Origin of the sequence: Fibrobacter sp. UWR4 (assembly GCF_003149045.1) — a bacterium.
Taxonomy (GTDB): Bacteria; Fibrobacterota; Fibrobacteria; order Fibrobacterales; family Fibrobacteraceae; genus Fibrobacter.
The window spans coordinates 94,412-108,380 of record NZ_QGDU01000002.1 but is presented as its reverse complement, the minus strand read 5'-3'; the positions used below and the strand labels follow the sequence as shown (position 1 = coordinate 108,380).

The window sequence follows — 13,969 nt, the reverse complement described above, 5'->3', positions numbered from 1 at the left end:
GATTATTCTACGATGAGAACCTTGTCGCCGTCGTTCATCTTGGACTGGCCTTCCACAATGACTGTTTCGCCATCCTGGATGCCTTCCGTAATCATGATTTCGCCGTTGCTCTGGACGCCCACCTGGACGATTTTACGTTTGGCATTGCCTTCTGCATCCACGGTCCAAACGGTGTTAAGGCCATTGCGGTAAACGATTGCTTCAACCGGGACGACTACGCCACTGACCTGCTGCATGTCCATGTCTGCGGTAATGTACATGCCGGGAAGAAGCTTCTTTCCCTTGTTGTTGAAGGTAACTTCGACCGGGAAGAAACGAGTCTGGGGATTTGCTGCCAGAGGAATTGTGGTAACCTTACCCTTCAGCTTTTCTCCATTGACAGATACGGTTGCCTGGGCGCCTTTCTTGAAAAGGCCGATGTCCTGGCTGGTAATGTTCAGCTTCAGGATGACCTGATCCAGCTTTGCGATGGTGCAGAACGGACCCTGGCCCGGAACCTGACCCACTTGGAACTTCATTTCGGTGACAACACCGGAAGAAGGTGCCAGAATCTTATTTGCACGTTCCAGAGTTTCCAGGTTCATCTTGGCAATCTTCAGCTGCAGTTCCTGGGAATCCATGTCCTGCTGGCTGATGCCTCCCTTCTGATAAACTTCGCGCATACGCTCGGTTGCTTTTTCCAGAAGTGCAATCTGTTCCTGAGTCTGTTCCAGCTGGGTGTTATCTGCAGAACGAACGTATTCAGCAAGAACCTGGTCCTTCTTGACGGAGCTTCCTACTCGTACATTAATCTTTGCGAGAGGATCGTTCATCTTGGAAATGGCGTAAGTCTGCTGCATGCCTTCGATAGTGCCGCTGAACTTTCGAACATCGGTAAGCTTTGTCTGGGCCGCCTTAATGACGCGAGCGGGCTTGCCGTTCTGCTTCTGGATTTCTTCGATGGTGGTTACGCTCTTTTCTTCCTGAGCTTTTTCGTCCTTCTTAAGGTCGCAACCAGCGAGAAGGAGTGCTGCTGTTGCAATGGTAAGGAGTTTTGTTACGTTCTTATTCATTTTCTTCCTCTTTCTCTTAATATTCACCGGTGGCCTGGAGCAGTGCGTTGTATGCAGTATTCCATTCCTTAATTGCTTGTGTGTAGGCCAGCTTTGCCTGACGGAGGCTGTTGTTTGCGGTCAGGTAGTTGATCTGGGTTTCACGCCCTACCTTGTATGCAGCTTCGGTCAGATCGTAGTTCTTCTGGGAAAGTTCCAGGGAACGCTTCTTCATTTCAATCTGCTGGGTTGCGTTTTCCAGGGCGCTTACGCAGGATTCGATCTGCAGGCGGAATCCGCGTTCTGCGGTTTCACGCTTCAGCTGGATAGTGCGGAGGTCAGACTTGGCCTGTGCTACGCCAGACTTGGTCTTGTTTCCGTTGAAGAGGTTCATGGTGACGCTGAGGGCGATGTACTTATTGATGTTTTCGTCCCAGTCCGGTGCATCCCAGTCTAAAAATTCGTTCTTGTTGTTAGAGTACTTGAGACCTGCGACCAGAGCCACAGTGGGCTTGTAGTCGCCTTCTTCGATTTCTACCAATTTGGAATTGATTTCTTCGGCAGCCTTCAACTGGGCAATTTCCTTACGGCGCTTCAGGACGTTTGCCATGGCGGTATCCGGCATGGTTGCGTTTTCCGGATTGCGGAAATCACCAATAAACTTGACTTCTGCGTCAAAAGGCAGGCCCATGGTATTCAGAATGGCGTTACGTGCAAGAACCTGCTTCTTTTTCAGGTCTTCCAGGGTGGACTTCAGGTTGTCCAGTTCCAGCTGGGCGCGGACCACATCCAGTTCCTTGCCCAACCCGCTTTGGAAGGATTGGGTAGCAAGATCAACTGCTGTCTGGAGAAGAGCGATGCTTTCTTCGGTAATGACAACGGAACTGTCGAGGATGATTACGTTGTCAAAAGCTTCTTCCACATCGTAACGAACCTTGTTCTTGGTGTTTTCCAAGGCAATTTCGCTGGTGAGCTTGGCGGTCTTTGCAATTTCGATACCTGTACCCACCTTACCACCGGCATAGAGAACCTGTGTTGCGGTAAGGCCGATGCTAGACTGCCAGCGATAACCCTGAGACTTCATACCGTAAATCAAACCATCCAGGGCGGGACCAATCACCTGCTGGTCGTAGGCGTTTGCCATGGGGTGACCGTCTGCGTCCTGGCCCATAGCCATTTGCTGGGCTGCTTTGGTCAAGTCGGAGGACTTTTTCACGTCCTTGAGTCCGAAAATACGGGTGACAGTTGCACTCAAGTCGATGCTGGGGTATGCATTGCCGTAACCTTCGTCCACCTGGGCGTTGGTCTTGGTTAAGGCTTCCTCTGCGGATTTGACGTCGGAAGAATTTTCGAGAGCCACCTTAATGGCCTCTTCACGGGTGTATGTCTGACCCGCAAACGTCTGGGTGGCCATTCCGAGGGCCAATGTTGCGGCCAATACGGCCGAAAGGGCTTTTTGCCTGAACATAATACTCCTAATTAATTTTACGGCCCAAATTTAGAAAAAATGGCATATTCCTAAAAGGGTTTTTGATGGGTTATTGGACGAACCCTCATTTTTGTTGGATGAAATGAAAAAAAGACGCCCCATGGGGCGTCCTCAAAAATTTAAACAGACCTGGAATGGCCGTTTTTTTCAAAAAAATGAAGAATTTGATTACATCAGACCGGGAATTTTCATGCCGCCAGTGATGTCGGAAATGCTGGACTGGGTTGCTTCGTCCTTCTTCTTCACCGCGGAGTTGATGGCGGCCATAATCAGGTCTTCCAGAGCTTCCACGTCGTCCTTGTCCACTGCGTCCGGGTTAATCTTGATCATGGTGACCACGCCCTTACCGTTCATGGCGACCTTGACCATGCCGCCGCCGGCTTCAGCTTCGAAACTCTGTGCCTTCAGATCGCTCTGAGCTTTCATCATCTTGCTCTGCATTTTCTGAAGATCTTTCAGCATTTTGCTCATATCCATAGTGATAACCTCTTTTTTTTAAACGTAATGTAGAAAAAACTAGTCTGAAATTTCCGAATCCGTTTCGGATTCCTGGATCTGTTCCACTTTCTTCTTGGGTTTGATGGAAAAAATCAGCTCGCAATTGAAAGTCTGCATGAATTTCTGGAAACCAGGCTCTTTTTGCAGGTCCAGTTCCAACGGGGAAAGGGTGGCTTGATACCTTTGCTGTCTTTCTTCGTCGTTGTAAGTACGGGTCTTGACAGAAATCGCCACAGGAGTCTGGAGTTTGTCTTCGAGGATTTGCTTGACTCGGTCCAGGTAGTCCGGATTTTCCACCATCTGCTTGTAATTCCAGGAATCCTGTATGTTATCGCCGATGTAGGTGAGGGAGATGGGAAACGGCGTTTCCTGAAGGTTCCCGACCTCAAGAAGTGTGTCGTTTAATGTGGCGGAGAACATGATGTCCTCGTCAGCAATACGGGCGCGGATGGAGCCCCAGGCGGATACGATGTCGTATCGGGAATAAGTGGCTCCACTTCCGGAGAAAACATTCTGGATGGCGTCAAAGGGATTTGCTTCTTGTGGGACGCTTGCTGCTCCCTCGGAAGCGTCCAGCATTTGACTAACTTCCGCTACTTTTTTTTTTAACGCCTCGTGGTCGGCGGAACCTGAGGCTTTGGAGGGGTCGTTAATGGCTGCCAGAGCTCGTCTTAAGTCTGCCAAGTGGTCCAGCCATGCCATTCTAGCGAATGTGGTTTCCACCATAAGTCTTGGGTTGGTGCTGTAACGCAAAGAACCCTGCAGGTCGGTAAGCATCTTGGAAATTCGCAGAATGTCGCCGTTCTTGAGACTAGGAGTTGCGCTCTTGTACTTGGAATAAAGCTCGTCCGTCAGGTTCAGAGCATCTGCAGTGAACGCGTCCAGACGGGTGTAAAGCAAGTTGCGCAGGAACTTACCGAAGCCGTCCAGTAAGGGCATGAACTCGATACCGCGTTTGCAGGCTTCGTCCACCATCTTGAAACAGGTCTTCAGATCGTGGCTTTCAATGGCGTTGATTAGCGTAAAGAACAGTTCGACCGGGGGAATTCCGAGCACGTTACGTACGGAATCCGGGTCCATGTTGTTGCCGGTAAAGGCGAATGCCTGGTCGAAGAAGGTCAGGCCGTCTCGCATGGAACCATCGGCTTTTTCTGCGAAGATGTCCAATGTTTCGTCGGTGGCGGTGATGCCTTCCTGTTCGCAGATGTAACGTAGACGGCTACGAACCTGTTCTACGGACAGACGCTTGAAGTCGAACCTCTGCACGCGGCTGAGGATGGTGGGGAGCACCTTGTTGACTTCGGTTGTGGCGAAGATGAAAATTACATGTTCAGGAGGTTCTTCCAGGGTCTTCAGCAGTGCATTGAAGGCTGCGGTAGACAACATGTGGACTTCGTCAATGATGAAAATTTTGTATTTGCCAAGAACGGGAGGATACTGAACCTTTTCAATCACTTCGCGGATGTTGTCTACGCCGGTGTTGGAAGCAGCGTCTATTTCGAAAACGTCCATGGAGCTTCCGGAAAGGATGCTCTTGCAACTTTCGCATTCGCCGCAGGGGTGCAGCGGATCGCCTCCGGTGCAGTTCAGTGTTCTTGCGAGGATACGGGCACTGGTAGTCTTACCTACACCGCGGGTTCCCGTAAACAGGAATGCATGATGGAGGCGACCTCCTTCAATTGCGTTCTGGAGGGTTTTTGCGATGTGTTCCTGTCCGACCATGTCGGAAAAAGACTGAGGGCGCCACTTTCGGGCCATTGCTACGTATGCCATGGCCTAAAGTATAGTAAAACGAAAAAGAAAAGTTTTGAGGGTCTACTTGTACATGCCCTCAATCTGGTTTGCGTATTTCTCTTCGGTCGCTTTTCTGCGGATTTTGAGGGTGGGTGTCAGTAGACCGGATTCAACGGTCAGCTCGTCTGTCAAAAGGGTCCATTTGCGGATCTGTTCCCAGTGGTTTAGCTTTTTATTGACGCGCTCTATATGGCGGCTGATGGCCGTCTGGAGTCTGTTTGATTCCAGGGCTAGCTTGATGTCGAAGTCCTTGGAATGTTCGTTCAGAAGTCGTCTGCAGTTGACCGGATTGAGGAAAATGAGGGCGGAAGCGAACTTGCGGTCGTTGGCGATGACTAAGGCCTGTTCGATTACGGGATGCCTGCTGATTTCCAGTTCGATGGGTACGGGGCTCACGTACTTGCCTGTGCTGGTTTTCAGAAGTTCCTTGATACGACCTGTCAGGAAAAGGTATCCATCGGTGTCGAAAGAGCCCTGGTCTCCCGTGCGGAAATAACCGTCGTCGGTAAAAATTTCCGGATTCAGGTCGGGCCTGTTATGGTAGCCCTTAAATACACTGTCGCCCTTGACGAGAACTTCGTTGTTTTCGCCTATTTTGACGTCAAGGAAGGGCAGGGGAATGCCTACGCTGCCGGGGCGTACCTTACCGGGCTTGTTGGCGCTGACGACGGGGGAGCATTCCGTCAGTCCGTATCCCTCGCATACGGTAATGCCGACGTTCAAAAGGAACTTGCAAATGGACTTGTTCAGGGCTCCGCCACCAGAGACGATAATGCGGAAGCGTCCACCGATGGCGTCTCGCATCTTACTGTAGACCAACTTGTTGAAAATGCGCTTTCTGATGCTGGGCTTCTTTTCCGGATCTTCTGTCTTTGCGGTACGTATGGCTTGATTGATAAGGAATTTCTTGAAGCCTGTGCTGTGTTCGCCTGCAGCAGTCATGCTTTCGTAAATACGTTCCAGGATGCGGGGAACTACGGTCATGAATGTTGGACGTACTTCCTTAATCAGGGCTGGAGCGTTTTTGGGGTTGTCTGCAAAATAGACGGTTGTGCCGCTATAGATGTAAAAGTAAGTTGCCATTCTTTCGAAAACGTGGGCGACAGGAAGGACTACAAGACAGACGTCGGTCTTCTTGTGGAGGGCGATGTAGTCTTTGCGCAAAATGCGGACTTGGCACAGGATGTTCCTGTGGGTTAGTTCCGCTCCTTTGGGCTTGCCGGTGGATCCGCTGGTGTAGATAATGGAGAACGTGTTGTCGGGGTGGATGTTTAGCAACTGTTCTTCTAGCCAGTGTGAGGATTCCGGAAGCTTGGCCTGTTCTACGCCGTCCTTGAACAGTTCGTCGAGATAAATGCCGTTAGGGGCTAGCTTGGAATTTGAATCAATGCTGATGACTGCCTTGAATCGGTTCAGGCAATTCTGGATGCCCGGATCCAGCTCTTCTAAGTCGCTTACGACCAGAATCTGGATGTCTGAATCGTCGCATTGAAAATTGAAATTTTCGGTAGAGATGTTTGGGAACAGGGGGACAGTGATTGCGTGATTCAGCTGTGCCGCTACGTCCACCATTAACCACTGGGGGCAGCTGTTTGCTACGATGCCGACGCTCTGTCCTGGGCGGATACCTATATCTCGGAACGCAAGCGCCAGCTGTAGAGTCTTGATTCTCAGGTCTTGTCTGGAAAAATGGACCCAACGGGCCCCCTTTCGGTGGTACCAACCGCCGAAGTCCTCTCTTTCGCAGTTTGCGAAAAACATCTGGGCTAGGGAGAAAAACTGAAGGGGTTCCATTTTAGACTCGCTTGTTTTGGGGCCTGTGGTACTAATAAGATACCTTTAAATGGGTGGAATCGGCTGAAAAATAGTTAAAAAACGGATTTTTGATAAAAATGAGAACGAAAATTCCTTAAAACGTTGAAATTTTATAAAATTTTTGTTGCTTTTCTGAATTTCTTTGATTATATTTTGAGAACAAAACAAAAACAATGGGATGTGTGTATGAAATTCAAGACTCTTTCTCTTTCTGCTGCCGCGGTTTTCGGCATCGCTTCCGCAGCCTCTGCTGCAATTACCGTGAATTCCGCCGAAGGCTGGCTGGAATCCGCTTTCGTGGAATGGGCTCCCGTCAGTGGCGCCTCCAGCTATACCGTCCTTGCCGACGGTAAGGCGATCGATAACCAGCTAATCCGTAACTACGGTTCCTACATGCGTGCCGATGTCCTTGGCCTCAAGGCGGGCTCCCATACCCTTCAGGTGAAGTCCGACAATGGAGACGCTTCCGCAGAAAAGACCGTAACCGTGAAGGCTCATGACCGTGCGGGTTTCGGTTTCAGCGATGGTCGCGTTCCCGGGGCCTACAATGCCGACGGTACTCTTAAGAGCGGTGCCGTAATCATCTACGTTACGGAAAAGACCAAGAATGACGTGACCATGGATGTGACCATGAGTTCCAAGGGAACGAAGTCTACTTGCAAGAGCTTCCAGGGTATTCTCAACTGCATGAAGAAGGGTTACGAAACCCGTCCGGTGGACTTCCGCTTCATCGGTACTGTGACGGACTCCGACTCCCTCGTCGCAGGGGACATGGTGATTGAAACCGGTAGCTCCGAAAACTCCTACGTCACTGTGGAAGGGGTGGGTAACGACGCTACCGCAAACGGCTGGGGCATCCGCCTCAAGAGCGCCCAGAACGTTGAAGTCCGCAACATGGGTATCATGAACGTGAACAGCTCCGAGGGCGACAACATCGGCCTCCAGCAGAACAACCAGTATGTCTGGGTTCACAACAATGACTTCTTCTACGGCGATACCGGTTCCGACAAGGACCAGGTGAAGGGTGATGGCGCCCTGGACTGCAAGAAGTCCACCTACATCACCTTCAGCTATAACCATTTCTGGGATAACGGCAAGTCCAATTTGCTGGGCCTTTCCGAAGGCACCACCGAAGGCCTCTACATTACTTATCACCACAACTGGTACGACCATTCCGATAGCCGTCATCCTCGCGTACGCTTCTACAGCGCCCACGTTTACAACAACTACTACGATGGCAATGCCAAGTACGGTATCGGTTCCACCTTGGGTTCCTCTGTCTTTGCTGAAGCAAACTACTTCCGTAACTGCAAGTATCCCATGATGACTTCCATGCAGGGTTCCGACGTCTATGCCGGTACTGAAAAGCGCGATCCGACCAACTACGCCACCTTCAGCAAGGAAGCCGGCGGATCCATCAAGGCTTTCAACAACTACATCGAAGGTGGTACCTTTATTCCGTACGGTGCTAGCAAGTACACCCTGAAGGGGGCTGAAACTGCCATCGGATCCATCGATTCCAAGCAGGATTTTGACGCCTACGTCATTACCAGCCGCACTCAGGAAATGCCTTCGACCGTCACTTCTTTTGTAGGCGGAAACAAGTACAACAACTTCGACTTGGCAAGCTCCATGTACAAGTATACGGCGGACGCTCCGGCCGATGCCAAGGCTAACGTCACCAAGTATGCGGGCCGTGTCCAGGGTGGCGATTTCAAGTGGACCTTTACCGCTGCCGACGATGAACTCTATGAAGTTAATCAGCCGCTGAAGAACGCTCTCGTCGCCTACAAGACTTCCCTGAAGGCTGTCCAGGGCGAAGGCAGCATGGCTCCCATTGAAACTCCCGTAACCTCCAGCAGCTCCGTGGTGCCGGCGAGCTCCTCTAGCCAGATTCCGGCTAGCTCTAGTTCCGTCAATCCTGCAAGCTCCAGCAGCTCCGTGAATAGTTCCTCCAGCGTCAATCCTGCAAGCTCCAGTTCCGTTGGCGACTCCGAAGGTTCTATCGGCTCCATCAAGGGCGATATCGTTCACAACTTCACCGAAGACGCAACCTCCAGCGAAGTGTTTGAATTCATGGGAACACTATCCACTAGCAAGGGCGCCGTAGAATACGCCGGTGAAACTCTTACCCGCTGCCTCAAGATGGAATCTGCTACCAGCATTGAGTTCACTCTGGAATCCGCCGGCAAGATGACCTTGGTCTTCAATTCCGATTTCGCTAAGAACGTAAAAATCGACGGCGAAAAGGTCGCTGCAAGCAACGGTATTGTTGAAGTGGAACTGGCTAAGGGCGCCCATACCATTACCAAGGGGGATGTAGCTAACCTCTACCTGATTGTTATTACTCTGGAAAAGTCTTCTTCTGAATCGGAAGGTGGGGAAGGTACGTTAGCCTTCGTGGGAACTGTGGTTGCCAACGCCAATCCGCTGTTCTACAATGCTGGCGAATGTCGCCTGGAAGTGTTTGCCGATGATGTTCGTCGTCTGGATATAGTCCGCATGGATGGCCGCAAGGCTGTGGCCTCCGTGTATGGGCTTGGCGCGGGTAACATTGTGGATCTTTCCTCCCTGCGTCCTGGAGTCTACCTGGTTCGCGGGATTGCTGATGGAAGGGTATTCCAGCAGAAAATTCTCAAGAAATAAAAGTTTTGGGATGTGTGGGCGTCCTTAGGGATGTGTGGGCGCCTTCATAGAGAGATGGCTCCGGTTTTTCCGGAGCCATTTTCTATTGTGTTTTTAATTCGGGATGATTGTTCCCACTCTGTAAATTTTCGTTAGTGAAGTTACGTTTTTAGGCTGAATTTTTAATCTTTCTAAATAATTACATCCATCATTATAATGCAATTCTATCTTTTATATCGGTATTTTGGGTTTTTGGAAAATTGGGATTGGATAAACACCAATTAATGAGGATGTAAATGAAGAAAGTCGTCGCCGCCGCTCTTCTCGCCGCAGCAACATCTGCAATGGCAGTAAGCGCAAGCCGTGTTGGCCCTGTCAGTACCTATGGTGAACTGAAGGCTGCCAAGATCAATAACAAGGGCCAGCTGGTTGGTTCCTGCCCGTCCTATGCGAGCACTCCTGTGCAGGTGAAGGGCATGAGCCTTTTCTGGAGCTCCGCTGCAGATAGTGCAACCACCTTCTATACCGAAAAAGCCGTGAACCGCATGGTTTCCGAAATGAACATCGAAGTGATTCGTTTCGCCATGGGTGTGACCAAGGAAAAGTTTGATGACAAGGGCCGTGGCTACTTGAGCAGTGCTGAAGGTAAGACCCTTCAGCTGGGTATGCTGAAGAATGTGGTGAACGCCGCTGTTGAAAACGATATTTATGTCATTATCGACTGGCACATCGAAAGTGCCAATGGTAACACTTCCGAAGCTAAGGAATTCTTCGAATATGCTGCTAAGGAATATGGTTCCTACAACAACGTGATTTTCGAAGTGTGGAATGAACCTAATGGTGCTTCCATGTCTACCGTTGCTTCTCATGCTAATGCTATCATCCCGGTAATCCGACAGTATTCCGATAACCTGGTGCTGGTGGGTAGCCCTGGCTGGTCCAGCGCACCGGATGAATGCTCTAAGTCTGGCATTCAGGACTCCAAGAATAACTATGCATGTACTCTCCATTTCTATGCTGCAACTCATGGCGTAGGCAATGGTGGCTACAACTCTAAGGCTGAAGCCGCTATGAACAATGGCGTGCCTGTTTTTGCCTCTGAATGGGGTACTGTTTCCGCTGATGGTAACGGCGGTGCGAACCGGTCTGCAAGTGAGGCTTGGATCAGCTGGATGAACACCAACAAGGTTTCCTGGGCTAACTGGTCTGCATCTGCTATTAAGGAAGGCTCCGCAGCATTCACCAATCTTGCTATCGATAACGGCTTGACTTATTCCGAATCTGGTAACATGGTTAAGGGTTGGATGAACGGCAAGAACTATAAGGACTGCGGCCTCCAGAATGGTAACGGCAGTAGCGGCAATGCAGGTTTCTCCACCGGTGTTGCAAATGGCGCTTCTACAGATCTTATTGATGACTTGGAAGATGGTGACCGCTTCTCCTATACTGGTGGTTGGTGGTCTGCTTTTGCTGATTCCGACGATGATACTGACGGAAAGGGCAACACCTCCATTTCCAACAAGAAGTGGACCGATGGCAAGGGCAAGGAAGTTTATGACGTGCTGATGCCCGCACCTGGTGGTGACAAGAATACCTCCAAGTATGTTGCCGGTATTACCGATATCAAGCTTTCCCAGGGTCAATACAAGTATGCTCCTTATGTGACTATTGGTCTGAATCTGAACAATGATCCTAAGAAGTCCTATGACCTGAGCGCCTGTAAGAACATTAGCTATAAGTTCAAGGGTGCTAGCCACAACTTCCGTGTGGAAACCTCCAAGGTGACCAACTGGAACTTCCACTATGTGACTAAGGATGGCTCCGACGACTGGAAGGAAGTTGAACTTTCCTGGGATCAGTTCATTCAGGAAGACTGGGGCGATGTTGCTACTCACTTCAGCTTGGACAAGGGCATGGGTGGTGTGACTGCCTTCGGTTGGCAGGTCAAGGGCGCTCTGGATGTTCCTGATAGCAAGCAGAAGACTACACATCCTTACCTCTATGTGGATGATGTCCGCTGTAACGGTGTTTCCATCAAGGCTATTGTAAATGCTGGCTCTACTCCGGCTTCTTCTAGCGGCACTGTCGTGGGTGACAAGTCTAGCTCTTCTAATGCTGTAATTGGTGGCAAGTCCAGTTCTTCTACTGTAGTGATTGGTGGCAACTCTAGCTCTTCTAACGCAGCAGTAATTCCGGCTTCTTCTTCTTCCGTGAACAAGACTCCCAATACTGTTCTTGTTGTCCTGGATGATGTTGAAGATGTCAACGAAGTTGCTAATTCCACTGGTACCTGGTACGCATATACCGATAAGGAACCGGGTGGTCAGTCTTCCATTACCAATACTTACGATCCAAATCTTCCGGGTTATGTTGTGACTTTCCCGGGTGCAACTGATCCGACCAATGGTACTGCTGGCTTCGTGGGTCTCACCGGCATTGTATGGAACCAGGCTGAATACGAGGAAGCTCCGTTCGTCGCTCTTGGCTTGAACCTGGTGGCCGATACCTCTAAGGGCTTTGACCTGCATATCTGCGAAGCTATTGCTTATCGCTATAAGGGTGCAGCTCATAAGTTCAAGGTTCAGGATGGTCAGGTTGTAGACTATGCTTACCACGAATATAAGCTTACCGACGCCGCAGACTGGACTCAGGTAATCGTTCCTTGGGAAAAGCTGGAACAGCCCGTCTGGACCAAGGACCCGAAGGTTCTGAACCAGGCCAACATCAAGAAGTTCGCTTGGGAAGTAATCGGTTACAAGGGCTTTGACGACCAGCCGGAAATTCCCTCCCTTTATGTGGATGACCTGACCTGCATGGTCTACGATCCCAATAATACAGCTATTAAGCCGGCTCGTATTGCTCAGTCTGGTATCAAGATGTCTGTTGTGGGCATGAACCTGAATGTGTCTGTTGCTCGCAGCGGCATGGTGAAGGTTTCTGTGTTCGACATGATGGGCAACATGGTTATGTCTTCTCGCGATAACATGACTGCCGGTAACCATCAGGTTTCTCTTGAAGGCCTGACTCGCGGTAACTATGTGGTTCGCGTCCAGAACGGTAGCGACATGAAGTCCGCACGTATTGCTATCAAGTAATCCACTGCGCAAATAGATTTGAAGAATACCCTGCGAGTTAGACTCGTGGGGTATTTTTTTTAATCTTGTTGCCGGTTACAGAATGAAAATGAAAAAGCCCCGAGGCGGTTGCCTCGGGGCTTTTCTTGTTCTCTAAAGGGGTTTAGCCCATCAGTGCCTTGTGGATTTCAACAGCTGCATCGCGGCCGGTCTTCATAGCCATAACTACGGTAAGAGGGCCGTGCTTAGCGTCGCCTGCGGTGTAAACGTTCTTGACGGTGGTTTCGAAGGAATCTTCTGCCTTGACGATGTAGGTGCCGTTGCGGTTGGTTTCCAGACCTGCGGTGGTGTCCTTGATTTCGTCAGAGACGCGGCTGCCGATAGCGAGAATCACGGTGTCGCAGCTGATTTCTTCGGATTCACCTTCGATCTTGACCGGACGGGGGCGACCCTTTTCATCCGGTTCACCCAGCTGGAACTTGTCGAGGATAGCCTTGCAGACGCGGCCGTTTTCATCGGCGATGAATTCAGCGGGGTTGCGCAGTTCCTTGATAAGAACGCCTTCGTTCAGAATTTCGCGAAGTTCTGCCTTGCAGGCGGGCATTTCGTTAATCGTACGACGGTAGATGCAGTGAACGCTTTCTGCACCCAGGCGGAATGCCATTCGGCATGCATCCATGGCGACGTTACCGCCGCCCACGACTACAACGTTCTTGCCGGATTCGATGGCGATACCACGGTTGCCCTTCTTCAGGTATTCTTCTGCGGTGTACACGCACTTCAGGTCTTCGCCCTTGGTGCCGGTCTTCAGGGCCTGGCCTGCGCCGTTGCCCATGAATACTGCGTCAAAGCCCTGCTTGAACAGTTCTTCGATGGTGACGTCCTTACCGACGGTTACGCCGGTCTTGATTTCGATGCCCATCTTGGGAAGGATGGAGTATTCGTAATCCACGATGTCCTTGGGGAGACGGAACTGAGGAATGCCGTAACGGAGCACGCCACCCAGCAGGTCGTATGCTTCGAAAATGGTAACGTCGTGACCCAGGGTGCGGAGATCAACTGCTGCAGCAAAACCGGAAGGACCGGAACCGACGACTGCAATCTTCTTGCCGGTAGATGCTGCGATTTCGGGAACCGGCTTACCGCCCATGTGTTCGCGTTCGTAGTCGATGCAGAAACGTTCGGTTTCGCCCATATGGATGCCCTTCTTCGGGTCCTTCAGGCACTTGCCCATGGCGCAGTTGGACTGGCACTGCTTTTCGTGGGGGCAGACGCGGCTGCAGATCGCGGGGAGCAGGGAAGTCTGACGGATCATCTTCACGGCGCCTTCCACGTTGCCGCCGGCCAGCAGTTCAAGATACTGGGGGATAGGCATGCTGATGGGGCAAGCTGCGGTGCAGAACGGCTTCTTGCAGTTCATGCAACGGGATGCTTCCACGCGGGCCTGAGCGAGAGTCAGGGTGCCGGTACTTTCGTCCATGGTGGTGCGATATTCACGATGGGGGAGTTCTGCGCCACGCTGAGGTTCAATGCTCATCTTGTCCTTCAAACCCAGGGTGGGGAGGGCTGCGATGCGTTCCAGTTCGGCCTTTGCTGCCTGATCTGCTGCGGTATTGTCTTGCATAGTTTACCAGTGTCCGTCG

General features: G+C 50.9%; 8 protein-coding genes. 2 read left to right on the top strand and 6 right to left on the bottom strand.

Going from position 1 to position 13,969, the window contains the following annotated elements:
• Nucleotides 1-2: 2 nt before the first annotated feature.
• The 5 genes from BGX12_RS01545 to BGX12_RS01525 all read right to left on the bottom strand — a co-directional run bounded on the left by BGX12_RS01545 (nt 3) and on the right by BGX12_RS01525 (nt 6,606).
• The gene (locus BGX12_RS01545; RefSeq protein WP_109734337.1) at nt 3-1,052 is read right to left on the bottom strand and encodes an efflux RND transporter periplasmic adaptor subunit; all 1,050 of its coding nucleotides are present in this window, start codon (nt 1,050-1,052) and stop codon (nt 3-5) included.
• 16 nt (nt 1,053-1,068) lie between these two features.
• Nucleotides 1,069-2,499: a TolC family protein gene (locus BGX12_RS01540; protein ID WP_109734336.1), complete on the bottom strand. Its 1,431-nt coding sequence runs from the start codon at nt 2,497-2,499 to the stop codon at nt 1,069-1,071.
• Nucleotides 2,500-2,688: 189 nt separating this feature from the next.
• Nucleotides 2,689-2,997, bottom strand: a complete 309-nt coding sequence (locus BGX12_RS01535) for a YbaB/EbfC family nucleoid-associated protein (protein WP_073230268.1) — start codon at nt 2,995-2,997, stop codon at nt 2,689-2,691.
• A 39-nt stretch (nt 2,998-3,036) separates the two neighbouring features.
• A complete protein-coding gene (dnaX, locus tag BGX12_RS01530; protein WP_109734335.1) occupies nt 3,037-4,791 on the bottom strand; it encodes a DNA polymerase III subunit gamma/tau in 1,755 nt (584 codons plus the stop codon).
• A 42-nt stretch (nt 4,792-4,833) separates the two neighbouring features.
• A complete protein-coding gene (locus BGX12_RS01525; protein WP_109734334.1) occupies nt 4,834-6,606 on the bottom strand; it encodes a long-chain fatty acid--CoA ligase in 1,773 nt (590 codons plus the stop codon).
• A 207-nt stretch (nt 6,607-6,813) separates the two neighbouring features.
• Here BGX12_RS01525 and BGX12_RS01520 point away from each other — a divergent pair, with 207 nt between their 5' ends.
• Complete coding sequence (locus BGX12_RS01520) at nt 6,814-9,273, top strand: pectate lyase (RefSeq protein ID WP_109734333.1); 2,460 nt, start codon at nt 6,814-6,816, stop codon at nt 9,271-9,273.
• Between the two features lie 275 nt (nt 9,274-9,548).
• Nucleotides 9,549-12,347, top strand: a complete 2,799-nt coding sequence (locus BGX12_RS01515) for a cellulase family glycosylhydrolase (RefSeq protein ID WP_109734332.1) — start codon at nt 9,549-9,551, stop codon at nt 12,345-12,347.
• A 142-nt stretch (nt 12,348-12,489) separates the two neighbouring features.
• Here BGX12_RS01515 and BGX12_RS01510 read toward each other — a convergent pair whose 3' ends face one another.
• Nucleotides 12,490-13,950 carry an NAD(P)-dependent oxidoreductase gene (locus BGX12_RS01510; protein WP_109734331.1) on the bottom strand — a complete coding sequence of 487 codons (1,461 nt, stop codon included), beginning with the start codon at nt 13,948-13,950 and terminating at the stop codon, nt 12,490-12,492.
• Nucleotides 13,951-13,969 lie beyond the last annotated feature (19 nt).

Excerpts from the sequence above, each read along its gene's own strand:
- BGX12_RS01545 (WP_109734337.1), bottom strand. The coding sequence starts at position 1,052 with ATGAATAAGAACGTAACAAAACTCCTTACCATTGCAACAGCAGCACTC.
- BGX12_RS01540 (WP_109734336.1), bottom strand. The coding sequence starts at position 2,499 with ATGTTCAGGCAAAAAGCCCTTTCGGCCGTATTGGCCGCAACATTGGCC.
- BGX12_RS01535 (WP_073230268.1), bottom strand. The coding sequence starts at position 2,997 with ATGGATATGAGCAAAATGCTGAAAGATCTTCAGAAAATGCAGAGCAAG.
- dnaX (WP_109734335.1), bottom strand. The coding sequence starts at position 4,791 with ATGGCATACGTAGCAATGGCCCGAAAGTGGCGCCCTCAGTCTTTTTCC.
- BGX12_RS01525 (WP_109734334.1), bottom strand. The coding sequence starts at position 6,606 with ATGGAACCCCTTCAGTTTTTCTCCCTAGCCCAGATGTTTTTCGCAAAC.
- BGX12_RS01520 (WP_109734333.1), top strand. The coding sequence starts at position 6,814 with ATGAAATTCAAGACTCTTTCTCTTTCTGCTGCCGCGGTTTTCGGCATC.
- BGX12_RS01515 (WP_109734332.1), top strand. The coding sequence starts at position 9,549 with ATGAAGAAAGTCGTCGCCGCCGCTCTTCTCGCCGCAGCAACATCTGCA.
- BGX12_RS01510 (WP_109734331.1), bottom strand. The coding sequence starts at position 13,950 with ATGCAAGACAATACCGCAGCAGATCAGGCAGCAAAGGCCGAACTGGAA.